22 protein-coding genes and 2 pseudogenes are annotated in these 23,063 nt (G+C 64.0%); 14 read left to right on the top strand and 10 right to left on the bottom strand.

Annotated elements, in window-relative coordinates; all coding sequences use genetic code 11:
- The first annotated feature begins 5 nt into the window (after nt 1-5).
- Nucleotides 6-794 (top strand): hypothetical protein, encoded by a 789-nt coding sequence (locus tag QA649_RS37455; protein WP_283021536.1) that lies wholly within the window; start codon nt 6-8, stop codon nt 792-794.
- A gap of 101 nt (nt 795-895) precedes the next feature.
- Here the strand turns inward: QA649_RS37455 and QA649_RS37450 are convergent, their stop codons facing one another.
- From QA649_RS37450 to QA649_RS37435, 4 genes are all read right to left on the bottom strand, one after another.
- The gene (locus QA649_RS37450) at nt 896-2,014 is read right to left on the bottom strand and encodes a hypothetical protein (protein ID WP_283021535.1); all 1,119 of its coding nucleotides are present in this window, start codon (nt 2,012-2,014) and stop codon (nt 896-898) included.
- Nucleotides 2,015-2,129: 115 nt separating this feature from the next.
- On the bottom strand, nt 2,130-3,299 hold the full coding sequence (locus QA649_RS37445; protein ID WP_283021534.1) for a hypothetical protein: 1,170 nt from the start codon (nt 3,297-3,299) through the stop codon (nt 2,130-2,132).
- A 389-nt stretch (nt 3,300-3,688) separates the two neighbouring features.
- Entirely contained in the window at nt 3,689-4,180 is a 492-nt protein-coding gene (locus QA649_RS37440; protein ID WP_283021533.1) for a MerR family transcriptional regulator, read from the bottom strand.
- A 228-nt stretch (nt 4,181-4,408) separates the two neighbouring features.
- The gene (locus QA649_RS37435; RefSeq protein ID WP_283021532.1) at nt 4,409-4,804 is read right to left on the bottom strand and encodes a hypothetical protein; all 396 of its coding nucleotides are present in this window, start codon (nt 4,802-4,804) and stop codon (nt 4,409-4,411) included.
- Between the two features lie 171 nt (nt 4,805-4,975).
- On the opposite strand from QA649_RS37435, the gene QA649_RS37430 reads away from it, so the two are divergent.
- From QA649_RS37430 to QA649_RS37380, 11 genes and pseudogenes are all read left to right on the top strand, one after another.
- A complete protein-coding gene (locus tag QA649_RS37430; RefSeq protein ID WP_283021531.1) occupies nt 4,976-5,173 on the top strand; it encodes a hypothetical protein in 198 nt (65 codons plus the stop codon).
- Between the two features lie 186 nt (nt 5,174-5,359).
- Nucleotides 5,360-6,691, top strand: coding sequence for a metallophosphoesterase (locus tag QA649_RS37425; protein WP_283021530.1), 1,332 nt, complete (start codon nt 5,360-5,362; stop codon nt 6,689-6,691).
- Complete coding sequence (locus QA649_RS37420; protein ID WP_283021529.1) at nt 6,688-7,758, top strand: GTPase-associated system all-helical protein GASH; 1,071 nt, start codon at nt 6,688-6,690, stop codon at nt 7,756-7,758. The genes QA649_RS37425 and QA649_RS37420 overlap by 4 nt, the downstream gene beginning before the upstream one ends.
- Nucleotides 7,755-8,753, top strand: a complete 999-nt coding sequence (locus tag QA649_RS37415) for a hypothetical protein (protein WP_283021528.1) — start codon at nt 7,755-7,757, stop codon at nt 8,751-8,753. The genes QA649_RS37420 and QA649_RS37415 overlap by 4 nt, the downstream gene beginning before the upstream one ends.
- 11 nt (nt 8,754-8,764) lie before the next feature.
- Nucleotides 8,765-9,628: a hypothetical protein gene (locus QA649_RS37410; RefSeq protein ID WP_283021527.1), complete on the top strand. Its 864-nt coding sequence runs from the start codon at nt 8,765-8,767 to the stop codon at nt 9,626-9,628.
- Nucleotides 9,625-11,556, top strand: a complete 1,932-nt coding sequence (locus QA649_RS37405) for a hypothetical protein (protein ID WP_283021526.1) — start codon at nt 9,625-9,627, stop codon at nt 11,554-11,556. Before QA649_RS37410 ends, QA649_RS37405 begins: the two co-directional genes overlap by 4 nt.
- Before the next feature lie 701 nt (nt 11,557-12,257).
- On the top strand, nt 12,258-12,665 hold the full coding sequence (locus QA649_RS37400) for a hypothetical protein (protein ID WP_283021525.1): 408 nt from the start codon (nt 12,258-12,260) through the stop codon (nt 12,663-12,665).
- Between the two features lie 14 nt (nt 12,666-12,679).
- Nucleotides 12,680-13,128: pseudogene (locus tag QA649_RS37395) on the top strand (hypothetical protein).
- 78 nt (nt 13,129-13,206) lie between these two features.
- Nucleotides 13,207-14,235: an IS110 family transposase gene (locus tag QA649_RS37390; protein WP_283019331.1), complete on the top strand. Its 1,029-nt coding sequence runs from the start codon at nt 13,207-13,209 to the stop codon at nt 14,233-14,235.
- A gap of 265 nt (nt 14,236-14,500) precedes the next feature.
- Complete coding sequence (locus tag QA649_RS37385) at nt 14,501-15,223, top strand: SOS response-associated peptidase (protein WP_283026190.1); 723 nt, start codon at nt 14,501-14,503, stop codon at nt 15,221-15,223.
- Between the two features lie 128 nt (nt 15,224-15,351).
- Entirely contained in the window at nt 15,352-15,621 is a 270-nt protein-coding gene (locus QA649_RS37380) for a hypothetical protein (RefSeq protein ID WP_283021524.1), read from the top strand.
- Here QA649_RS37380 and QA649_RS37375 read toward each other — a convergent pair.
- Nucleotides 15,618-15,866, bottom strand: coding sequence for a hypothetical protein (locus tag QA649_RS37375; protein WP_283021523.1), 249 nt, complete (start codon nt 15,864-15,866; stop codon nt 15,618-15,620). The two genes, QA649_RS37380 and QA649_RS37375, sit on opposite strands and share 4 nt — an antisense overlap.
- Nucleotides 15,867-16,403: 537 nt before the next feature.
- Between QA649_RS37375 and QA649_RS37370 the strand changes: the two genes are divergently transcribed.
- Nucleotides 16,404-16,565, top strand: a complete 162-nt coding sequence (locus QA649_RS37370; protein WP_283021522.1) for a hypothetical protein — start codon at nt 16,404-16,406, stop codon at nt 16,563-16,565.
- Here QA649_RS37370 and QA649_RS37365 read toward each other — a convergent pair.
- Nucleotides 16,562-17,413 carry a sensor histidine kinase gene (locus tag QA649_RS37365; protein WP_283021521.1) on the bottom strand — a complete coding sequence of 284 codons (852 nt, stop codon included), beginning with the start codon at nt 17,411-17,413 and terminating at the stop codon, nt 16,562-16,564. The genes QA649_RS37370 and QA649_RS37365 overlap by 4 nt on opposite strands.
- 228 nt (nt 17,414-17,641) lie before the next feature.
- Between QA649_RS37365 and QA649_RS37360 the strand changes: the two genes are divergently transcribed.
- A complete protein-coding gene (locus QA649_RS37360) occupies nt 17,642-18,574 on the top strand; it encodes an NmrA family NAD(P)-binding protein (protein WP_283021520.1) in 933 nt (310 codons plus the stop codon).
- A 131-nt stretch (nt 18,575-18,705) separates the two neighbouring features.
- Here the strand turns inward: QA649_RS37360 and QA649_RS37355 are convergent, their stop codons facing one another.
- From QA649_RS37355 to ftsH, 4 genes and pseudogenes are all read right to left on the bottom strand, one after another.
- Entirely contained in the window at nt 18,706-19,392 is a 687-nt protein-coding gene (locus QA649_RS37355; protein WP_283021519.1) for an alpha/beta fold hydrolase, read from the bottom strand.
- 219 nt (nt 19,393-19,611) lie between these two features.
- A pseudogene (locus QA649_RS37350) lies at nt 19,612-19,974 on the bottom strand (Ku protein); the annotation flags it as partial.
- Nucleotides 19,975-20,450: 476 nt separating this feature from the next.
- Entirely contained in the window at nt 20,451-20,723 is a 273-nt protein-coding gene (locus QA649_RS37345; protein WP_283021518.1) for a hypothetical protein, read from the bottom strand.
- Nucleotides 20,724-21,095: 372 nt separating this feature from the next.
- Nucleotides 21,096-22,937 carry an ATP-dependent zinc metalloprotease FtsH gene (ftsH, locus tag QA649_RS37340; RefSeq protein WP_283021517.1) on the bottom strand — a complete coding sequence of 614 codons (1,842 nt, stop codon included), beginning with the start codon at nt 22,935-22,937 and terminating at the stop codon, nt 21,096-21,098.
- Between the last annotated feature and the right edge of the window lie 126 nt (nt 22,938-23,063).

The raw sequence follows: 23,063 nt of genomic DNA, 5'->3' as shown, positions 1-23,063 counted from the left end.
CTGCCTTGGCCGAACTCGCGGCAACATCCGGCTACTCGGCAGCCGTGCTCATGCGACAGATCCGGTTGAGGACCTGGATCGAGGCCAAGGCCGCCGAGCTCGACGTTGACCCGAAGGCATACATGGACGCCGGCTTTGCCGGACTAGAGGCGGTGATGATGATCGACCGCCACGAGCCGGGGCGTACGCGACGGCTGCTCGACGCGGTCGTCGCCGGAAACGTCACCGTCGAATCCTTGAGGCGGGATCTGCGATCGCTGGTCGGCGAAAAGCGCCTCAAGGATTCGCACGATCGGGACGCGCTCTCTGCCGCGCGGCACGAGCGTCGCCGCCGGGTCAAGCTGGCGATCGAGACCGGCGGTCACGGAGCGGGCAGGGGAGAGCTGCTGACGGTCCGGCCGGTCTGGCGACGGACGGATGGCTCGGAGGCGGAACACGGCCCGATCTGCAGGTTCACCTGGTGGCGCCCGACGACGGACGGGCCGGAAGGATTCGACCTGATGCACTTGCCGGCGGGCACGGCCGGGCGGGCGGTGGACGACCGCATCGGCCGCGCCATCGCGACGTCGACGTCGTTCTGGATCTACCAGATCGTGCTCATGGAGCCGACCCCGTTCCTGCCGCGCATCGTGGAGGCGATCGACTGGGCTCGGCTCCGGCATGTCGGCATATATATGGCCACCCTCGGACCGCCCGGATCGCAGACGGTTTCCATCGCCCAAGAGCGGGCTGCCGAACCCGGCTCGATCACTGACCGGGTCGAGGATTTTCTGCGCGCCGTGGCGCGCCGCTGAACCGGTGGTAAACCCGTCCGCTTCCGGCGAGTTCGGCGCTACGGCGGCGCTTTGTCCCCAAGGAAACGGCGGATTCTATGAGGCTGCCGAAGGCTCCGCCTCTACAGGGCCGCTCCGCCCAGGCGACCGAGGGCCTCGTCATCCTCGGCAGTGAGGGTCGGAGAGCCGAACGCCGAGGCGTCCATCGCGGCTTCGAATTTCAGGAAGGATTCGTTGGCCAAGCGGAGCCGTTCCGGCAGGTCGCTCTGACTGGCGGCTTGGCGGCAGAGGCGAACGAGCGCGTCGAACCTGTCTGCGGAAGTCGCCGCAGCCGTCGGGTCCCGAGCCGAAACCTGGGCGAAGTGGCCTCGGATCTCGGTCCAAACGGGGTCTTCGATGTCCTTCAAAGCTCGGTGAGCGCAGCGGTAGATGGCGTCGAGCTGCACCGCCGTGTGGTCGAGGCGCACCATCTCGGGCGTCAGCACCTTGATCACGGAGTCCGAAGGCCGGCCTGCCGGCGGGACCTCGCTGTCGGCACGCCGGAAGTTGCCGCGCATGAACAGGACTTGGGCATGGGCCCAACCGCCGACGTCGAAGGGAAGCCCTGTGGCGGTAGGCTCGATCGAGCGATCGGCTCCAACGTTGGCCACGCCGGCGAGGAGGTATTCGTGGTGCGGATCGCCGAGATAGACCGGCTCGCCACCGCGCACGAAGGCCTTCCCGCCCCAGACCAGCAGGTCCTCCACCCGCCGCTGCGCCAGCGCGATCATCTCTTCCTTGTTGTCCTTTTTCCAGACGCGCACGATCGGAAGCGCGGTATAGGGTACGAGGTCCTCGAAGGGGTCGATGCCGTGGGAGTTGCGGAGTGCCAGAAGATCCCAGGCACCATCCGCGAGGTGGCGCCTAAGCCCCTCGTCGTCGATGCCGTGGCTCCGATCGAGCTGAAAGGGCGGGCGGTGGAACTGCCTGCGGACGTCGTCGGTGAACGGGCTGAAGGGCCACCACAACGCACCGTCGCAACGTAGGATCTGGGTCCCGCCATCCGAAGGGTGGTTCTCCCGGCGCGACCGCCCGGAGGAAAGACGGAAGGCGACGCGCGCTTCGTCCGCCGCGGGAGTCCGGAGTTCGGCTCCTATCGTCTCGCTGACGTGGACGGTCCTCAATTTTCTTCCCCTGCGCGGAATCAATTCCGCGCTCCAGGGGAGCAGGACGTCCACGACTCTCCTGGTGACTTCGGGCATGCACGATCCGTTGCTCGCGACCTCCGGAGTGTCTACGGGACGCCTCAGCTGGTCCCGTCCGGATGAAAACTCAACGCCGAAGAAGCCGGAGGGCGTTACCCGCCAGCTCCCGCGATCAGCAAGCCGCGCCCCATTGTCCGGCGCGCGCTTCGCCGAGTTCGCCCAGCGCGGCGTCGTCCTCCGGCGCGACCGGGAAGGAGCCGAGCGCTGCGATCTCGTCCGATTCCTCGAAGGAGAGGAAGCATTCGTAGGCCTCCTCCATCTCCTCCGGCAGATCGTTCCGCTCGGCGGCGAGGCGGCAGAAGCGCAGGATCGCGTGGTACCGGTCGGCGGATGTCGTGGGGCGCTTCGGCCCGCGGGCCGATACCTCGGCGAAAAGCCCGCGGAGGTCCGTCCAGAGCGGATCCTTGTCGGCCTTCAGCGCGCGGTCCACGGCGCGATAGATGGCGTCGAGCCGCACCGCGGCGCGGTCGAGCTTGATCGCCTCCGGCATCAGGACCTCGATGAGGTCCTCGAATTTCGAGCTCCTCCGGGAGATCAGAGAGCGATTGGCCTCGGCAAGCGCCCGCTGGTCGGCAGCTTGAAACTTGCCGGCCATGAACGCCCGCTGTCCGTACTCGAAGCAGCCGACGTCGAAAGGCAGGCCCTCGGCATAGGGATCGACCGACCGGTCCGCACCGATGCCGGCCATGCCGTCGTCGGAATGGGCATGGCCATCATTGAAGGGATGCTGGACGTAGACGGGCTCGCCACCTCTGACGTAGGCGCCGTCCTTCCAGATCATCAAATTCTCCGACGCCCGGCGCTGCGCCAGAGCCTTCATCTGCGGCCTGTTGTGCTCCTTGCAGATCCGTATCCGCGGCAGCTCGGAAAAGGGTACGAGACGGGGGTAGGATCGGATGTCCTGGAAACTGGCCAGCGCCAGGAGATCGCCGGAGCCGTCGGCGAGCTTTTTCAGAAGCCGGTCGGCGCCGATGTAGTTATCCCGATTCTTCCTGAAGAACGGCGAGCGCACGTCTTCGGTGAACGGACTGACCGGCCACCACAACGCACCGTCGCAGTAGACGACGTCCATCTTGCCCTCCGGAAGGATACCCTCCCGGCGAGAGTGAAAGGTCGAAAGACGGAAGGCGACGCGTGCCTCGTCCGGCGCCGGCGTACGGATCTCGGCGTGCACGGTCTCGCATACGTGGACGGTGCGAAACTTCCTGCAGGCGTACGGGATCACTTCCGCTTTCCACGGCACGAGTATCGGGACGGGCTTCTTGGTCACTTGATCGGGCATCGACCATGCATCGCTCGTGTCGCCGACGATGTCCACCAGCTGGCTAGGGTTTTCCCCGCAACCAGGCAAAGACGCGGCGCAAAAGGAAGAAGCCGGCGGTGCTACCCGCCGGCTTCGTTGATCATCGCTTGCTTTACTGTACCGGAATCCGACCGCTACATCTTTAGTGGTCACTTTCCGACAGTAAAGCAAGTTGTGCCCGCCAAATAGGGACCTTTTCAATCGGCGCAAAAACCGTAAGGCAAAAAACCGTAAAGCATTTGTTTTTAACCCACCTTGCTGACACGGGGAGATGCTAACCGCGACGATCCGATGTCGCCAATGAAAACAGCACAGTCGAGCTCGCTAAACAAGGAGGCCCGCTGCGTCGGGCGAGGAGGGACGGTAAGTCATCGGCGGCGCCGGTCTGTCTTCTTCGGTACCTCACGGATCACGATCTCCCCGAACATCTTCTCCTCGATAACCTCCTCCATTGGGCCCGCCTCGTCGCTCTTAACCCGATAGACTTTACTGGGGACCGTAATCCTGGACCCGATCGGCTTCCTCTCGATCGTCGTGATGAGTGCAATCATCCCCGACTTCGTTTGCTCGAGCCGTGCCTGAAATGCCTCGATTGTCTCCACCCGGCAACGGAGGGTGTCGAGAAGCGCCTTATGCGTTCCCCGGCTTGAATCAAGCGGCAGAAGAGCTCGAATCTCGTCCAGGCTAAAGCCCGCCTCCTGCGCCGTCTTGATCAGGTCGAGGACGCCGGCTGCCTCCGGCGGATAGCGCCGGTAACCGTTTGGCCGGCGTTCGATGTTCGTCAGCAGGCCTTCCCGCTCGTAGAACCGGATGCGCGAGTGACTGAGGCCCGTCCGGCGGGCAAGCTCCCCGATAGTCATCATCGATCTCCTCGGGAGAGTTTAAACCCTATACCTAACTCAAAGGTTAGAGTCGTCAGCTCAAAGGCAATTTGAACTGATTGCGCTAAGACCGTGAGTGACATCGCATCCCAAACATGCGGAAGGCGGAGTTCAGATCGATCGCTGAGATCGCCCAGGGATGGAAGAGGTCGGGATAGGATTCGACAAGCCTCGCCCGCCAGCCGGAATCGCATCGCTGGGCCATCGTCATGCCTCCCCGCGATCGAGAGGCCCGACGTCGTCGATCCGGACGAAGGCGTCGGTGTCGAAGTCGTAGCGGGCGGCGACCACGACCCGCAGCCGGCCCCGCACCGTCACCTGGTCAGGTGCACGTTCTCCATCTCGGGCCGGACCGCGGTACAGCCGGCCCCGCGCGCCGCAGGTCTCGCAGACGCAGCGCGCCTCGGCGAGGTCGACCGCGGCGCGGACCGCCGCCTCGTTCGCCACCGACAGCCGGCCGCCCCAGCGGATCCGCAGGGCGCCCTGCCGGCCGCGGATGCTCTCGAAGCGGAAGCTCTCGCCGAACGAGAGGGCGGCGGCGATGCGGACGGAGCAGCGGTCGACGACGCCGGCCAGCCCGGGCACAATAGATACGATGGACAAGATAGACATATTTGAAATAGGTCTATCGAGCCGAGGATGTTTCGGGGCTTTCGGGGGTATTTCGGGTGCCGATCGGTGTGAAAATCGGCCGCGCGGCCGTCCGGGGGCTTGCCGCCCTCCGCTTCCCGTGGAATTTCCTTCCCGATCCAACAGCGTACGGACAACGGACCGATGGCGGAAAAGAAGAAGGCCGGCAGGCCGGGACGCAAGCCGCCGGCGGGCACCAAGAAGCAGCTTCTCACCTCGATGGATCCGGAGATCATCAAGAGGATCAAGTCGGCGGCCGCGCTGAGGGACACGACGGCCTCGCTGGTGATGGAGCAGGCCGCCGCCGAGTGGCTCGATCGGCATCACGACGGGAAGAAGTGAGATGCGCGCGGGCAGCCCGCTGTCGCCCGTGGTCGGAAGCCTAGACGTCATCCGGCGGCTCGGTATTGCCGGCGCCGAAGTGGCGTTTCGGCGGAAGCCGCCTTACATGCGTACCGTGCCGCCCGCGGATCGACGGGTGTGATCGACAGAGCCCGTCGAGGGCCGTTTTGGAATACGGGGACCGGAATGCTCTTCATCCATCTGTCCGACATCCATTTCCGCAAGACGGAGGTCGGACAGCCGGACGATCCGAACAAGGCGTTGCGCAGCGACATCGTCGAAGACGTCAAGCGCATGCGAATGGACATCGGCAAACCGGCCGACGGCATCTGGTTGACGGGCGACGTCGCCTTCGCCGGGCAGGCGGAGGAGTACGACTTCGCCTATCGATGGCTCGAAGAGACGCTTTGTCCAGCCGCGGGGTGCCGGATCGAGAACGTGTTCGTCATTCCGGGCAATCACGACGTCGACCGCAAGATCGAGGCCGGGCCCGCTCAGGTCATCGCAAGGCAGGCGCTCCGGAACAAGCCGGCGGACCAGCTCGATGTCGAAATAGGCAGGTGGATGCGCGACAAGCTCTCGGCCAACCTGATCTTCGGGCCGATCGACAACTACAACCGCTTTGCCGCCAAGTTCCTCTGTCCTCTGCGGGCTTATGTGGACGGCGCCGGCGAACCGAGCGAGGCTCCGGCAAGGCCCTATGCGACGCGGGACCTGACGCTCGACGACGGATCGACGTTGCGCCTGTGGGGCTTCAACACGGTTTTGGTGTCGGATGCGTCCGACGCCGAAAACACCATGCTCGTCGATCCCGCGGCCGCGCAGATCGAGCATGAAGACGGGGTGTGCCATGTCGTCATGGCGCATCATCCGTTCAATTGGATCAAGAACAAGCGGGCCTTCGAAGACCGCTGCAATCTGATGGCAAAGATCCAGTTGTTCGGCCACGAACATACCCGGAGGGTCGAGGAAGCGAGGCGGCACCTCCGGATCCGGGCGGGCGCGATGCATCCTGAAAAGGACCAGCCGGACTGGAAACCGGGCTATAACTGGATCGACGTATCGGTCGCGACCTCGTCAGGCAAGCGGCGGCTGAAGGTGAGGCTTTGGGTACGCCAGTACGAGGTCGATAGCTTTCTGGCGGTTCCGGATCCGGATCACAATCCGGTTTGGGAGAACAGCTACGATCTGCCGCCCTGGTCCGCTCCGGAGGCGCCCGCCGCGGCCGTCGAAGCACCGGCCGGCGAACATAAGGAAACCAGGCGGGAGCCGCAGATCATGCCCATATCAGCGCCGCCGCCGCCGTCGATCAGAACCGTGACCATCAAGCTGTTCAAGCTCAAGGAGCACGAGCAACGCCGGCTGATCTCGCACATGAAGCTCGACCGGCCGGGTGACAGGGATCTGAAGGATTACGAGATCGCGATCGCCGCCGTGAAACGGAGCCAGGAGCAGGGCACCTTGGCCGAGATGGACCGGCTGATCGAGGGGATGTTGGCAGGGGGAACGCTCGCATGACGAAGTTCGATTTCATCAGGGCATACAGGGATCTCGATGCGGGGGCGGGGCGCGAGCTCGTCGAGGCGCGGCAGAAGAGCTTCGACAAGCTCGCGGCCGCCTTCGAGGACATGTCCCAGACTTACGAGCTTTGCCGGCTCGCGTTCCTCTGCGATCCGCCGGCCGCGCTGGACTGGTTCGAGCAACCGATGCGCGAATTCGATCCGCATTTCGTGCTGAAGAAGGATTCCCAGGAGGCCGGCCGGATGGCCACCCTGCTGCTGAGGAAGGACATGCTGGAATTCGGATCCTACATTCCCTTGGCGGTGCTGACCTCCTCCTATTGCGGCAGGCGGCATTCCGCCGACGACGGCGTGACGACAAGACAGGCGGCGGCCGCATTTCAGGCAGCCGTCCGCACCCATCGCGTGACCGGCGGCCGCGAACTGCCGGCGCCTCCGGAGCTGGCCGCGGTCAAGGACCTGGAAGCGCTCGCCCAGCTGAACCCGGTTCCGGGCGCCAACGTCCAGGGCGCTGTGGCCGCGGCGATGACGTCGGCCGACGAAGCCATCGCCGCCCTGTCCCAAAACGTGGAGAGTTCGCTTTCGACGACGAGGTCCGACGTGACGCGCCTGGCCGAGGAGGTCGACATGCTGTGGTGGCATATCGGCGATTGGCACGAACTGCTTGGCGCGCCGCGATCGGCCGTCGCGGCCCCCGCGAGGACGATGGTCTCGGGCATCGAACTCGGCGCGATGGTCCGCCAGCTTCCCGGTCCCTTCGGTGCCCACGGAATCCTGCGCCGGACCGCAGGGAAGGACGGCGACGCGAAAACCACGTTGCGGGCTGCCGTCAAGGCGCTCTCCCGCGAAGAGGCCGGAAAGCTCGCGGCCGAATTCCCGGCGGGTGCCCAGGCCCTGTTCCCCGTGCACGCGGCCATCCGGATGGCCGCGGTCGGCGAGACCTGGGAGACCGAATTGGCCAAGGCCTTTCCGGACGTCGCAGGCGTCGAGGTCTCCCAGTTCGAGATCGGAGTTCAGGCCTTCCGCGAGCGCGCGCTGATCGCGCAGGATGGTAGTACCCGATGAACGCCGGCGCACCCATCTGTGGCCAGCCGGGCTGCAATGTCGGGTCGGACGGCAAGTGCAAGCTCCGGCACGATCCGGTCGAGAGCTGTCCCAACTACGCCGTGGAGGTCGAGGACGCGGTCGAGACCGAGGTCCCCGACGAGCCGCGGGCCCCGCCGCCGGTCCCGATCTGGTCGAGCGACAAGTTGTCCCCGGCGGAACTGTCCGCTTTGTCGCGTCGCCGCAAGCTGCGGGTGGTCGCGCTCGTCGGGGAGGAGAAGGTCGGCAAGACGACGCTGCTGACCTCGATATTCGAGATGTACTGCAAGGGGCCGTTCGCCGGTCTCACCTTCGCGGGAAGCGAGACCTTGCTCGGGTTCGCGAAGCTGCACTCGTTCGCGCTCCTCAGTTCGGGCCGATCGTCGCCGACGGTACCGAGGACGAGCCGGCGCGACGGGCTGAGCTTCTTCCATCTCGCGCTCGCCCGCGCCTCGGGCGGCACGATCGACCTGGCTATCGCGGACCGCTCGGGCGAAAGCTACGCCGACGCCCGCGCTTCGACCGATCTGATCGGAACGCTGACCGAATTCGACCTGGCCGATCGGATATGCTTCCTTCTCGACGGTGCGCGGCTCCGCTCCAAGGACGACAGGGTCGCCTACACCCGCAACTTCCGCCAGATGATCAACGCGCTGAACGACAACGGCGCGCTCGCTCACGCGAAGGACATCGAGCTCCTGTCGACCAAGCTCGACGTCTCGCGCGGAGGAGATGCGGCCGACGTCGGATACGGGGACGAGTATCGGGCGCGCATCGTGTCGGACTTCCGGGCTAAGGGCCTGCACATGTCCTCGCACGAGATCTGTGCGCTGCCGAAGGCGGATCGCACGGTCGGCATCGTCGGTCTCGACGATCTGGTCGCTCGTTGGACCTCGCCAGCCCCGCCGCCGGACGTGGCGCCCCGGCCGATCGCGGACGCGCCTCGCCAGATTGACCGCATGCTCTCGAAGGCCTGAGGAGATTCGCCGTGGACGCCCGCTACATGGTTTTCGGATTCCAGCATACCGGAAAGACGACGTTCGCCGCCGCGTTGTGGCACCAGGTCGACAGCGAGGAGATTCCGAACGCCCTCACCAAGGGCAAACACGCCGGTCAGTTCGCCTATCTGGGCGAAATTGCCGAAGCGTGGGCCGAGGGTTACGAGGTCGAGCGCACCAGATCGAAGCAGGTCGAGAAGATCCGGATCAATCTCGTGCATGCCAGGTCCGGCGCCGACGTCGCGCTCGAATTCGACGATCTTTCCGGCGAAACCTTCGAGAAAGCATTTTCCCAGCGCTTCTGTCCGGAGCCGTTCGTGGAGCTCGTCAAGGGCGCGCGCGGCATGCTGCTGTTCGTGAGCGCCGATCGGCGCAACGACGATTCGGTGACCATTCTCGACGCGTTCGATGCCGACGAGGAGGAGGCCCAGGCCCCGGATCCCAATCTTTGGGAGCCGGAGAAGACGCCGCTGCAGGTGCAGCTGGTGGACCTGCTGCAGTGTCTCAGGCGCGAACCGTTCTCGACCGCGCCGATGAGGGTGGCTGTCGTGGTGTCCGCCTGGGATCTGGCGCCCGAGGGCGAGACCGATGCCGCCAGATGGCTGAAGGACCGCTATCCGCTGCTGTCGCAGTATCTGGAGAATTCCGACGGCGTGACCGACGTCAGGGTTTACGGGGTGTCGGCTCAGGGCGGCAGGCTTTCAAAGAAGAGCGCCGGCCCCGGGCCCGATCGCGACCGGCTGCTCGCGACGCTGCCCGCCAGCGAGCGGGTCATCGTCGTCGGTCCCGGCGCGACGAAGCACGACATCACGCGCCCTCTCCTGTGGCTCGCCGGATTAGAGGCCGCGCGTTGAACGCGACGGCACCAGAGATCCTCGACCAGGCGCTGTTCGGCTACGCGGACGGCCACCGCCAGATCGCGTCGTCGCTGCGGCTGCCCCCGAAGGATCTGTACCTACTGAGCATCGCGACCGATCTCGCCGGCGGCGCGCGTCTCGGCGACGACGAGAGCTATCTGAGCGGGCTCCCGCTGCCGGAGTCTCGTCGGTACGCTGTTTTCCGAACTTGGGCGGCGCCCGAGATGCCGCGCCCCGGCTGCGTCTGGAGCCACGTCGTCCTCCTTGGTCAGAAGACGACCGCGTCTTTGGCGGCCTTCTCGACGCTGCTGCCGCTTTTCCGGCGGCCCGACCGGAGCCGCACCGACGAATACGGCGAACCGTTGGGGCCGATCGACATCGGCTCCGGCAAGGCCGCCGCCGTCTCGCCGATCGCCGAGATCATCGAGACATACTACGCCGGCAAGCGCGTCGTGCTGCCACCGTCCGGATCCGCCGCCGACCTCGAGGAGGCGGTGCTCGCGGTCTGGTCGCAGCAATGGCCTCGCTTGCGGGCGACGTACTCCTTCTGCACCGCCGCCGTGAAGGAGCATCGCGGTGTCGACGCGAGCGATTACGACGTGCAGGTGGCCTCGCCGGCCGAACCCCGCTCCGGCGGTTTCGCGGACTGGGTGGCGTTCGCGGCGTCAGACGCGGCCCAAAACCGCGTGACCCCTCTTCGAAGGTTTCTTTGGCGTTACGGTCGCGACATCTCCAATTCCCGTCGAAGCTACCGGATGCTCGTCGAGCTCTTCGAGGGGTGGGGCGACGCGGACGAAATGCCGATGGAGGCCGCCGCGGAGGTGTTCGAATCCTTGGTCGACCCCGCCGAAGGCGCGATCCTCAAGCGCGACGTCATGGGGCTCGGCACGACTTCTCCGCGGCTGATAGCGTCCATTCCCGCGACGGACTTTCTCCGCCTGATGACTTCGGAATCCTTGCCCGAGGCGCCCACGGACGCGCAGGTCGCGCGCAGGTTGGCGGGCCTGAAGCCCTCGCAAGTCGGCGTCGTCGCGCGGCTGTACGACCTGAACCGGGAATCGCTCTCGCCATGGAAGGAGACGATCCTCGACGCTGTCGTCGAGCACGTCGACAGATCGACGATTCTTTCCGACTTTCCGGAATCGATGTTCGACCACGTGCTGCTGGCCCGGGAGGATCTCGTCGATGCGGACACATTGAGCAAGGTCGGCAACGATGCGCTGCTTGGCTTTCCTAGAGACTCCGAGGCTCCGGTCGCGAGCCGCTACGTTCTCCCGGAATTGCTCCGCCGGAATATGGGAGACGCGGAGAACCGGATCATCGCCGAGAATCCGGACGTCGTCTTTCGTCACGCAACCGGAGCTTACGCCCGGGGAAGTCTCGAAGGCTCCTGGTTGCAGTCGTTCCCGTCGTTTGCGGAGACGATACTCAAGGGCTCCTGGCTCGATCGGGCGACGTCGACCAGCGAGCTCGCCGCGGCGCTCGCCATCCTGCGGTATCCGCGATGGCTGTCGAAGTCGTCGGAAGAGATCTCCCGACGCCTCGCCGAGATGAACGACGACGCGCAGGGACCTGATCGCCTGAACATGCAGGCGGCGCTGCTGCGCGCCGCGATCGACGAGTCGTCGAGCCAAAGCTGGCGCCTCATCGTCCAAGTCCTGCCGCAGCTTCGGCCGTCAATCGTTCGTGGCCAGCTTCCGGCATCGGCCCATGCGTTCCTGAAGGACGATCTGCCGCACTTCTACTCCGCCGGTTACTGGGACCTCGACAGGCGCATCCTGCTGAGCCTGCAGAACCTGTACGGCAGAGTGCCGAATCCTTCGGCGTTGGACCTGCTTTCGTTGTCGCAGGCCGACCGGAAGATCGTGTTGAACGAGGAGTTCATTCCGAGAAACCCATTCTCGAAGTTGTGGGACATCTTCTAGCCGCGCGCGGAGCCGTCTCCCATCGCTCCATCGTCCATCCCCGGAAGATGCGCCGAAACCGGTCCCGACTCGATCTCGCATTAGCGTTCCTCGGCCGACTGCGTCGCCGACGGTGCCTCGACGGGATTTGAACGCACGCGATGCCCGAATCGTCCGATCGGAGCTTTCGCGCCGCTATGGGTCTTTGGCGATCGAACGTTCGAGGTCCATGAACTCTCCGGTCGTACCAACCGGCACGCCCCCGCCATTCCTCTACCGAAGAGCCGAACGTGCCTGCGGCGATCGGTACCCGAGCGAGAGGGTTGTGTACCGCGTACATCGGCAGGCTCGCTCCGCATGCACGATCCCGCGAGAAGCCGATCGCAGCGCTGACGTCGGCATAGGCCGGATCGACGAACGGCGTCGTGGCGACCGGCGATCCGTTGGCGTTGCGGATGGCGAACCGCTCCGATACGTGACCGCCACCGATCTTGCCGGTGTCACGGTCGACCAGAAAGGCCAAAGGCCCGACGGGCAGGACCGCTTCGACGACGTGCGGCAATCGCGAGATACCGTGGTCGAGCGGCATCGCCCCCAGTTGAGCTCCACCGATGGCTATGACGTAGGCTTCGCCGTCTTTGACTACGCCGTCCTTTCGATAGCACTCGTTCCGCTCTTCGGGCGGACTGGACTCTTATGTTCATGATATGTTCTAGTTCGAGATGACCGACAGACCAGCAAGCTGGCGCATGCCGACCCGAAAGCAGATGGAACGGATGGCCGCCGCCGTCGGCAGAAAGGCACCTGCCACGCCCGGACCGGCGCCGAGCGACGACCTGCCGCCTGAATACTGGCAGGCGCTTCTAGACGACCCTCGCGCCGACGGGGCCAATCCGGTCCACCGTGCATCCGGACGCGCCCTGCGGCTGGACGAAATTCCTCAGCATTTGCTGAGGGTGAGTTGCCGGCGCTGCGGCCGTACCGTCGAGACCCAAAAGGCCGATGCCATCCGGCTGTACGGGCAGGTCGCGATCTGGCGGGATGTCGGCCAGCGCCTGCTGGACAACACGTGCACGATCCGGACAGGTCGCCATGAGGAAGACGGCTGCTGGCCATCGTACGACGTCTAGCCGGCAGACGGCCCATGGCACCCAAGCACCATCCGACACCGCTATCCGGAGGCGACCGAAAGGCGCTCAGCAAGGAGCTGGGGAGGGCACGCGCGATGACAACGATCCTCGCTGCGCAGTCGGCGGAGGCTCGGGACAAGGGGGAGGCTCTGATCCGGACCGCGGACAAGCTGGCGTGCGAAAGCTGGAACGAGCGCATGTGGGCCGACGGCGGTCCGATCGACCCGTCGCCGACTGTCGACCAGGCGATCAACGGTGGCTATCCTTGGCTCGAAATCGAATGCTCGAGATGCAAGGCGAACGTGAGGTCGACATGGCCGCTCTGCGCCATCCGCCCACGACGGCCGTCCATGATCTCGCGAGTAGGCTCCGGTGCAGCAAGTGCGCAAAGGCTGGTCGCCGACCGCCCGCGACGCTGCTACAGCTCTCGCAGCGAGCCCGACATCAGGACCCGGAAGCCTGAATGTGCTGGTGTGGACGGCCTCTCATCCCCACGGTTCTATGGCGCTCTGGCGTCATAGCTAGATGAGAGGAAAGTCTGATGAATCTTCCCATTCGTATCGGTATGGACACTTCCAAGTCGGTCTTCCAGCTTCACGGTGTTGACGAGAACGAGGCAGTAGTCGTCCGGCGGCAGTTTCGGCGAGCCGAGATGATCCGCTACTTCGAGCGCCTTCCGCCGGTCCTCGTCGCCATTGAGTCCTGCGGCAGTTCGCATCACTGGGCGCGCCTGCTGCAGTCGTTTGGTCATGAAGTGAAGCTGATCCCGCCCCAATATGTGAAGGCTTACGTAAAGCGCGGCAAGAACGACGCGGCCGATGCCGAGGCGCTGTGCGAGGCGGTCACCCGGCCGAGTATGCGGTTTGTACCGGTGAAGTCAAAAGAACGGCAAGCGGCCTGCATGTTGATGACCGTGCGGGAACGCCTGGTCAGCGTGAAGTCGCAGCTTTCTAATGCCTTCAGGAGTTATGCGGCTGAGTTTGGCATCGTTGGCCCCGCCGGTCGGCAGAACGTCACGGCACTTATCAAGCGGGTGCTCGAGGATGACAACTTACCGGAAATGGCGCGGGATCTCTTCCGCCTTCAGGCGGAGGAGTATGCCGCGGTCGAAGCCCGCCTGGCAAAGATCGAAGCCAAGCTGATGAAGTGGCATCGTGAGGATGATGTCAGCAGGCGGATCGCGACGATTCCTGGCGTCGGTCCGATTGGGTCGTCCATGCTAAGCATGAAGGCGCCCCCGCCGGAGACGTTCAGATCAGGCCGCGACTTCGCGGCTTGGCTCGGACTGACCCCCAAGGATCACTCAACTGGCGGCCGGCAACGATATGGCGGTATCACAAAGGCCGGAGATTCAATGCTCCGATCGACGTTGATTGTCGGCGCGACCGCGCTGCTGAGGCACATTCGAAAGGGCCGTCATAAGCCGACACCCTGGCTCACTTCGCTGCTGGAGCGAAAGCCGCCGAAGTTAGTCGCGGTGGCCTTAGCCAACAAGTTCGCCCGTATCGCCTGGCGCTTGATGATATCGGGTGGCGTGTACAACCGGCCGGTAGCCGCCATGCCCATCTGATCTGAACTCAGTGTACCGGCCGAGATTGCTCGCCGGATGACCCACGAACTTGCAGGACGCAGTAGATGGAAGGACCGATCGGTCAATACGCGCGAGCTTCCGTAGATTACACTGGCATCACGAATGTCGCCTATGTGCTTGGAGCGTGCGTAGCGAACACCATCTTGGCCAGCGGGCTTTGTCCGCGCAAACAGGCCGGACATCTGATAGCAAGCGATCTGGCCAGAAGTCTGCTAAAATCCTGACAAGCGGGGGGGCCGTCCACATCTGTAACCTATACTCGATCACCACCAACCAGGCCGCCATCAGCGCGCTGTTCCGTGTCGTCAACCGCTACGTCGGCAACCTGGCGCCGATGCCCGGCGTCTTTCCGGACTACAAGGCACCAATCGTTCGCAATGGCGCCGAGGGCCGGGAGTTCGTTACCGCGCGCTGGGGCATGCCGTCGTCGTCGAAGGCGCTCATGGACGCGACGAAGAAGCGCGCTGAGAAACTGCAGGCCAAGGGCAAGCCGGTGGATTTCAAGGAATTGCTCCGGATGGAGCCCGACGGCGGCACGACCAACATCCGGAACGTGACGTCGAAGCATTGGACTCGCTGGCTAGGGCCGGAGCACCGCTGCGTCGTTCCCTTCAATTCGTTCAGCGAGTTCAACAAGGCGGAGGGCGGCGACATCTGGTTCGCGCTCGACGAGACCCGCCCGATCGCCTGCTTCGCCGGCATCTGGACCACCTGGACGTCCGTGCGGAAAGTGAAGGAAGGCGAGACCACCAACGACCTCTACGCCTTCCTGACGACGGAGGCCAACGCCGAGGTCGGCGCGATCCATCCCAAGGCGATGCCGGTGATCCTGACAACGCCCGACGAGGTCGAGACCTGGATGACCGCGCCGTCAGAAGAAGCCCTGAAGCTGCAGCGGCCCCTTCCGGACGGCACGCTGCGGATCGTCGCTCGCGGCGTGAAGGAAGATCCCGCGCTGGCGACGTAGCGTTCTGCACAGGCGCCACGGAACACGTGGACAAGCCTCAGCCCCGCCGATTGCGAATCCCTGACCCGTGCTAACCGCCCGGAACGACCGAGAGGGCGGAAGGATTCGTCCCGGCAGGAGCGATCTCGATGCTGATGACCAGGGACAGACGGCCGGCGATCCGGACGCTACGCGGCTGGGCGATCTTCGTGCTGCAGGAGGCGGGCGCCATCCGCGAATGCGAGGAGCACGGTTGGATGCAGGACCGCGCCGATCCGCATGCCCGCGAGCACGCCTTCGACGTCGCACGCCGGGATCCGCCGGCAGGCATCCCTCCGGACAAAGCCGTCGCCGAAATTCGCGATGTCCTGAATTCCATCGGCGACACCTGCCCGGAGTGCCCGCCGGATTGCGACTAGGCGGCTTCTTCTTCGCTGCCGGCGCGGAACATCGAGGGCGACCGCATGCGAGCGATTTCCTGCCACGCCATCGCGAGGCCGATCCAGCGTTGCCGTTCCGGTCCATCGATTGCCGCGGCCAGCTTCATCGCCGCTTCGGCTTCGCGCTCGGGGTCATAGTCGCTGTCCATCGAGCCGAAATCTAAGCCGAAATCGTAAAGAATCACGCGAAGTGAGGTCCGTAGCAATCCGGTGCGCTGCGCCATGACGCGCACTCCGGATCCCTGCGATGCTTGCGCGAGCCGCGTCCGGAGCGGTCAGAAGATTCCGAGAAGAGCAAAGACCGCAACCTCGCCCAGGAAGGCAAGGGTCATGATCACCACTGTGAGAAACACATGACCTACTGGCATTAGGGGCATCGGCATGCCTCGCGTGTCCTGCGCCCCTGCCGTGAACACATACGGCATGAAAAAGTTGCGGTTCCGCGGTCCGAGTTCCCGATATAGCGTCCCCGGCAGGGCAGGCCCTTCAAACCGGGGCTGATCATGCGAGTTCTCGAACTGTCATGCTGGTGCGTGACCGCGACGGGTGTAGTCGTGGTGGTCGCTGTCTTGGCGCTGCTCTGAATTGAGTCCAGTCCCAAGCCGTGAGGCGCGACTGACCGGTCGCGCCGGCGCGAACGGTTACTCTCGTTGACCCGCGGAATCAGCGTTCGGAGTCGTGGGCGGCGATTCGCTCTGCGGAACTCTGCCGATGCCGCAACAGACCGGCCTCGAAAATGTGACAAGATCGAGGACCACGGCATGCGGAGCCCGATCTCCATCGACGCCCACCAGAGCCGCGCGATCGCGGAGGAGATTGGCGAGCGGCTGCGCCCGCTGCTTCGGGTCGAGAGCGATCTTCCGCCTTCCCTGAAATCTGCGCTGGAGCGCCTCCGAGCGTCGGAGACGGAGCAGCCCGGCTAAGGCGGACGCACCCGCACCCGGACGCGTAGCCCCGGCCGGAGTCGTTCGTAGGCGATTTCCCCCTCCAGTTGCTGGGCGAGGAGCTGGACGATCCGCGAGCCCACCCCGCCCGGATCGGCTGCGTCCGAAAGACCGACGCCGTTGTCGGCGACCGAAAGTTCGATGCCGTTCCCGCTCGAGAACGAGACGACGATGTGACCCGGCCTCTCGCCGGGAAACGCATACTTCAGGGAGTTCGTGACAAGTTCGTTCGTGATCATGCCAATCGCGAGCGCATGGCTGTTCGGCAGGGAGAGGTCGTCGCAATGCATCTGGAAGGCAACCGGCCCCGACGGAGCCAAGGCCTGGAAGACCTTCTCCACCACCTCGCTCAGAAAGTAGCGCATATTGACCGACCGCGAGTCCTCCTTGATCGAGAGATGGTCGTAGACCTCGGCCATCACCTGTAGCCGTCGTGCGGTGGTCTCCAGCGCGGCCGCGACCTCGGGCCCGCCGTGCCTGGCCTCCAGCCGGATCATTCCGCCGAGGATCGCAAGATTGTTCTTCGTCCGGTGCGCCATCTCCTGCAGCAGCACGGTCTTGGTCTTGTCCGCGAGCGCGACCCGCCGGAGCTCGGCGCGCATAAGTTCGGCGACGGTCGCCGTGCCGGCCGCAGTGATCGCGAAGAGCGCGTTCGTCGCGAGGAAATCGATGCCGAAGCTGTTTGCGTAGCTAAGATATAGGCCGACGCCGACCGCGATGATCGCGGCGAAGATTCCGGAGCCGCGATCGAAGATCAGACCGGACAGAAAGACGCCGGGGAGCAGCAGGAAATGGCCGGGCATCCCGGTCTGCATCTGGAGCGCCATCTGCAGGCACGGCGCAGACTACCATGACGCATGCGGAGATACCGTACCGGACCGGGCTCGGAAGCCGGTGCTCCAGAACCAGCGGATAGAGCCTGTTCATGGGGTCAAAAACCGCGCCTGTCGCCGTCTACTGTGCCAGCCCGTGCGTCGCCCTGGCAAGCGGAATGAGGCAACGCGACTGTGGTTCGCGCTCGTTCCATTATCCGGATTGGCCTCGACTACGGAACCTTGCGCGAAGCGGAATATTTATCCGACTCAGCCTTATGGAGTGGAGCGGTGTTCATCGTAATCGGTGCAAATGGTCGTGTCGGATCGGACGTGGCGTCGACGTTGCTGAATGCGGGTCGGCCGGTCACGGCAGTGCTTCACACCAGCGACAGCGCTGCCGGTTGGCGCGAACGCGGCGCACACACTGCGGTCGTGGACGTACGCGACCGCGATGACTTACGTGAGGTGTTCAGAACTGGCACGCGCGCTTTCCTGCTCAACCCGAACGCCAATGTCTCGAGCGACACCGATCGTGAGGAACATGCTAATGTTCGGAGCATCGTCGCGGCGCTCGAAGGATCCGGGCTCGAGAAGGTCGTGGCCGCATCCACCTATGGCGCCCAGCCGGGCGAGCGCTGCGGCGATCTCAATGTCCTCTACGATTTCGAGCAGGCGCTTGCCGCACAACCGATACCAGCGACCATCCAGCGAGGCGCCTACTACATGAGCAATTGGGACGGGCTGCTCGATGCGGCGAAGGACGGCGTGTTGCCGACCATGCTGCCGGGAGACATGAAGATCCCGATGGTCGCGCCTGCCGATCTCGGCAAAGCGGCCGCGCGCCATCTGCTGGAGCCGCCCGGCGATCAGGATGTGCATTACGTCGAAGGACCCGACCGGTATTCGCCGCAGGATGTCGCGGACGCCTTCGCGGCCGCGCTCGGCAGTCCGGTAAAAGTCGAGGTCATACCGCGCGATCAATGGATCGCGGTTTACAGGAAGCTGGGCTTCTCTGCCGCAGCGGCCGAGTCCTATGCGCGAATGACCGCGGTCAGCGTCGATAGCGGCTTTGCCATGTCGGAGCCCTTCGAACGCGGAAAGACCACGCTCGAAGACTATGTCGGCGCGCTTGTCGCCAAGTCGCGCGGCTCACACGCTGCGCTAGGGGAGTAGTGTTACAGCGCAAAACTGCAGTGCCGGGCGTAGCCTGCCGTCTGCGTCGCAGAGAAGCATGCGGGCTGTCCGCCCCGCCGCCTTGGCCAGCAGACAATTTTGGCTTTGTGCTGAACGACAAGGAAAAGGGACTAGCGTGTCAGCCCCTTCTCATACGCAAGGAGGCGCTCGGTCAGCCCTTCCGCATTCGATAATGCGACGAGATGACCACCAGGAATTTCCTCCACCTCCTTTCCGAGCCTTTCACGCGCGACACGCCGTTGAAACTCGATCGGGAAAAAGCGGTCGTCTCGTCCGGCAAGAACATGAATGGGGACGTCGGGCCAGCGCTCGAAGCGACAGGGTTCGCGGAAGATGGTCTCGGCTTCCTGGCGTGGTTGCTCTGGGCCGGTGCGAAGCACGTCCTGCGGCACGTCGTGCAGAAAGTACGTTGCTACGTCGAATTCCGTCGCATAGCCGCGCAGCGCCGCAGCTTGCTCCCTCGCCTCGACCGCTCCAGTTGCGTCCCACCACGCGCCAGCGGTCTCGCCCGGCTTTGGAATCATCGCGTTGACGAACACGACCATCCGCACCGGGACGCGGGCGCAAACAAGGGGCGCGGTGAAGCCCGCCAGCGACTGAGCGACCAGAACAAGGTCGCTTCGTTCCGCGATCGCACGGATGACGATGTCCGCATATATTGCGAGACCGGCGCGCCTGTCATCGCCTGGTAGATCGACCGCGATGGGTTCATGCCCCGCCGCGCGAATGAGCGGCACGGCGCGGTGCCAATACCAAGCTACGCCGCCCGCCCCGGGGATAAGGACGAATGATGTCATTTGGGTTCTCCTCCGTTGCTGCCGGATTCGATGCGCAATATGGGAGGCTTTCTTGATGAAGATTGATCCTGCAATGCGTTGGTTCATTGCCAAATCGAAATCGAGGGGACCGAGTCTGATCGTTCGGCTTAGGGCCATTTTCGACGATTTCGGCGGGGATCGTTAGTTGATATCCGCTCCTGTGCGTAAGCGCGGACCAAGGGCCGCGCCAAGAGAGTTCTACGCCGACTTCCGCTGCGGCCTGGCTGCCGGCTTCTTCGCCGCCGCCTCCTTAGGCTTCTTGCCGGCGATCGGCATCAGCATTTCCTTCTGACCGGCCGCCGCCTTACGCGGCTTTTTGGCCGACTTCTTCGGAGCCTGGGCCGCGGCGCCGCCGACGCTCCGCCGCAGCGCCTCCATCAGATCGACGACGTTGCCCGTAGCCGGCTTGGATTTCGGCGTGATGGGCTTGCCGGCGCGCTTCTGGTTGATGAGCTCGATCAGCGCGGTCTCATAGTGATCCTCGAACTTCTCCGGCTCGAACCGACCCGCCTTCTGGTTCACGATGTGCTTGGCCAGATCCAGCATGTCTTTTGTCAGCTTCGCAATGCCTGGATTTCCTCCCGCTCGTTCGGCCCAGGACTTCATCGTTAACCCGCCCGGCACCCCAGCGAAATCAGCCACGCGGGCTCGAAGGTGTCCGAGATGCCACAGTGACGAGGCCGGCCGGCTGCGCCGTCCGTCTGTGAAGCGGGGAGCGAGGTGGAGCATGTCTATTTCCCTCACAATGGCCGCATGATGTTGAGCAACGAAAACATGAATGTTCAATTGCCCAATGACGGCCAGCAGGATTCCCTCAGCCGCTTTCGGTGGCGGTCCATAGCGACCGAAGAGGCGCTGTGGGCACGCACGGAATAGCCGCTGGTGCAATCGATGTGCACGGCAGCTTTGCACGATTCAGTAGCGCCCCTGGCTACTCATGCAGGCCATCCACGACATGGTAGGGCACGCCCGCTCGGTTGAGCTCGCGCACGCGGGACTTTGATAGAAGGCCCGGCAGGAACCGGGCCTTCTCTTCGTCACCAGCCGTACCAGTAGGGATAGACCGGCGGATAGTAGCGGTCTACCCGATACGGGCGGCCGTAGTAGTAGGGTGGCGGGCCGTAGACCGGTCCATAATAGACCGGGGGTGCGGTGGCGGCCGCTAGTGTTCCAGCGAACAATCCGAGAGCAAGCCCGGGGCCGATACCCGGACCGCCCCAGCCATGGTGACGCCAATGGGCCGAGGCCGGCGCAACCGATCCGATGAGGAGCGTTGCCGCCGCGACCACTGCAAGAGCAAGCTTTCTCATGTCCCTTTCCTCAACTTCTTAAGCGCTCTGCGCGCTTGCCTCCTGGTCATGCTCCAATGAGCCGAACCGCGGTTCGGCTATACATTGAATTAGAACCCTCCGGGGCGAGTTCAAGTGACTCGTTGACCAGAGATCTTGGCGACGATGGCGGACCGACGACCAGTATCCAGAAGGTCTTCGCTTGCTCCGACCTTCTCAATGGCAAGACCGTTGATACGGGCTGCCGACCGGCAGCATGGGGATCCGATAAGCGCAAAGCTTGGTGCTGGGCCCCAGCACGCCCTTGGTGATGGCAAGAGAGTCGAGAGTCAGGGCGAGGCGAGGCACATTGCAAGCACAGCACGGCGGCGAAAAGCACAAATTAGAGTGACGTTAAACCACCCGGAGGCCTTCCTTCGGCATCTCCCGGATCAGCAGGTCAATCTCACTCTGCTCCAGCGTCTCCTTCTCGAGGAGCTTTTTTGCCGCGCGGTCCAGGATCGCACGTCGCGTGTTCAGTATTCCTTGGGTGCGCTGGAAGACCTGATCTACAATATCCTTTACCTCACGGTCGACGGCTGCGGCGGTCTCCTCCGCGTAGCCGCGCTCGTGAACTCGATAAGGCTGGTCAGGACCTGCGAGAAAATTACCGGGCTCGCGGTCATAGGCAACGCTGCCGAGTTTCTCAGACATGCCATAGCGTGTCACCATGCTCCGTGCGATGTCGGTCACCCGGCGCAGATCGTCGGCCGCTCCCGTCGATAGATGACCAAAGACTATCAGCTCAGCCGCACGGCCGCCGAGCAGCACGGCCATTTTGTTTTCCAGCTCCTCCTTGGTCATCAAGAATCGGTCCTCGATCGGCCGCTGGATGGTGTAGCCGAGTGCGCCGACCCCACGGGGTATAATCGAGACCTTGTGCACGGGATCAACACCGGGCAAGGAAAGTGCGACCAGCGCGTGGCCCATCTCATGAAATGCGACAATCTCGCGTTCCTTGGGATTGAGCAGCCGGTTACGTTTTTCCAGGCCGGCGACCATGCGCTCCACTGCGTTACTGAAGTCGCTCATGCTTACCGCCTCGGCGTCGCGGCGCGTTGCCAAGAGCGCGGCTTCGTTGACAAGGTTAGCTAGGTCGGCGCCGGTAAATCCCGGCGTCAAAGCTGCAACCCACTCCGGATCGACATCGGCGGCGAGCCGCGCCTTTTTCATATGGACCTTGAGTATCGCGATACGCCCCTTCTTGTCGGGACGATCGACCAAGACCTGACGATCGAAGCGGCCGGCCCGTAACAGCGCGGGGTCAAGGATTTCAGGCCGATTGGTTGCCGCAAGAATGACCAGACCCGACCGAGAGTCGAAGCCGTCGAGCTCGACAAGAAGTTGGTTGAGCGTCTGCTCCTTCTCGTCGTGCCCTCCAGCAAACGGGCTGATGCCGCGCGCTCGGCCGAGCGCGTCGAGCTCGTCGATAAAGATGATTGCCGGTGCCTTTTCGTGTGCTTGCTGGAACAGATCACGGACCCGTGCCGCGCCGACACCAACAAACATCTCGACGAATTCTGAGCCCGAGATCGAGAAGAACGGGACCTGGGCTTCGCCTGCGACTGCCTTTGCCAGCAAGGTCTTGCCTGTGCCAGGCGGACCTACAAGCAGCACACCTTTCGGCATGCGCCCACCAAGCCGACCGTAGTCGGCGGGATTCTTTAGGAAATCGACTACCTCGCGAAGTTCATCCTTGGCTTCATCGACGCCCGCGACATCGGCAAACGTCACGCCGGTGTTGGACTCGACATAGATCTTGGCCTTGCTCTTGCCGATCGCCATCAGCCCGCCGCCGAGGCCGCCTCCTTCAGCCATGCGACGGCCGATGTACCACCACAGCGCGACGAATAGCAGTACGGGCATCACCCAGGAGAGGAGGTCGCGCAGGAAGGTGCTCTCGATTTGACCGGTGAACCGGACGCTATACTTCTCGAGTTCCTGCGCCACGTCCTGGTCGACACGCGTAGTCACAAATCTCTTTTGACCGCCCGGCAGCGGCTCCTTGAGCGTGCCCTGGAGGGTGCGATCGGAAATACCGACGGCATCGACTTTCCCCTGATGCAGCAATTGCAGGTATTCGCTGTAGGGAATGACGGCAACTTGTGTGGCCGTTGCGATGAAATATTGGATGAAAAAGACCGCGAAGATGGCGGCGATAGCATATCCGACATTGAAGCGAATTTTGTTGGTCATGCAGAAACTCGATGCAAAAGCTCCGGGAGCAGCTTCCCCCAACGCCCGGCCAATGGGCGGTTAGCGCGGCACTCAACAAACAACTTAGGCACGCGTTGGTTTCAACGAAGACCGGACGAAGCCGTG

The organism is Bradyrhizobium sp. CB1717 (assembly GCF_029714325.1).
Taxonomy (GTDB): domain Bacteria; phylum Pseudomonadota; class Alphaproteobacteria; order Rhizobiales; family Xanthobacteraceae; genus Bradyrhizobium.
The sequence above is the reverse complement of the archived record's forward strand: the minus strand, read 5'-3'. Positions and strand labels throughout refer to the sequence as shown.

What these genes read in the sequence shown, in the direction of transcription:
- QA649_RS37390 (WP_283019331.1), top strand. Translation starts at nt 13,207, where the DNA reads ATGAATCTTCCCATTCGTATCGGTATGGACACTTCCAAGTCGGTCTTC.
- QA649_RS37415 (WP_283021528.1), top strand. Translation starts at nt 7,755, where the DNA reads ATGAACGCCGGCGCACCCATCTGTGGCCAGCCGGGCTGCAATGTCGGG.
- QA649_RS37355 (WP_283021519.1), bottom strand. Translation starts at nt 19,392, where the DNA reads ATGACATCATTCGTCCTTATCCCCGGGGCGGGCGGCGTAGCTTGGTAT.
- ftsH (WP_283021517.1), bottom strand. Translation starts at nt 22,937, where the DNA reads ATGACCAACAAAATTCGCTTCAATGTCGGATATGCTATCGCCGCCATC.
- QA649_RS37400 (WP_283021525.1), top strand. Translation starts at nt 12,258, where the DNA reads ATGACCGACAGACCAGCAAGCTGGCGCATGCCGACCCGAAAGCAGATG.
- QA649_RS37345 (WP_283021518.1), bottom strand. Translation starts at nt 20,723, where the DNA reads ATGAGAAAGCTTGCTCTTGCAGTGGTCGCGGCGGCAACGCTCCTCATC.
- QA649_RS37440 (WP_283021533.1), bottom strand. Translation starts at nt 4,180, where the DNA reads ATGACTATCGGGGAGCTTGCCCGCCGGACGGGCCTCAGTCACTCGCGC.
- QA649_RS37420 (WP_283021529.1), top strand. Translation starts at nt 6,688, where the DNA reads ATGACGAAGTTCGATTTCATCAGGGCATACAGGGATCTCGATGCGGGG.
- QA649_RS37375 (WP_283021523.1), bottom strand. Translation starts at nt 15,866, where the DNA reads ATGGCGCAGCGCACCGGATTGCTACGGACCTCACTTCGCGTGATTCTT.
- QA649_RS37445 (WP_283021534.1), bottom strand. Translation starts at nt 3,299, where the DNA reads ATGCCCGATCAAGTGACCAAGAAGCCCGTCCCGATACTCGTGCCGTGG.
- QA649_RS37430 (WP_283021531.1), top strand. Translation starts at nt 4,976, where the DNA reads ATGGCGGAAAAGAAGAAGGCCGGCAGGCCGGGACGCAAGCCGCCGGCG.
- QA649_RS37380 (WP_283021524.1), top strand. Translation starts at nt 15,352, where the DNA reads ATGCTGATGACCAGGGACAGACGGCCGGCGATCCGGACGCTACGCGGC.
- QA649_RS37365 (WP_283021521.1), bottom strand. Translation starts at nt 17,413, where the DNA reads ATGGCGCTCCAGATGCAGACCGGGATGCCCGGCCATTTCCTGCTGCTC.
- QA649_RS37370 (WP_283021522.1), top strand. Translation starts at nt 16,404, where the DNA reads ATGCGGAGCCCGATCTCCATCGACGCCCACCAGAGCCGCGCGATCGCG.
- QA649_RS37425 (WP_283021530.1), top strand. Translation starts at nt 5,360, where the DNA reads ATGCTCTTCATCCATCTGTCCGACATCCATTTCCGCAAGACGGAGGTC.
- QA649_RS37450 (WP_283021535.1), bottom strand. Translation starts at nt 2,014, where the DNA reads ATGCCCGAAGTCACCAGGAGAGTCGTGGACGTCCTGCTCCCCTGGAGC.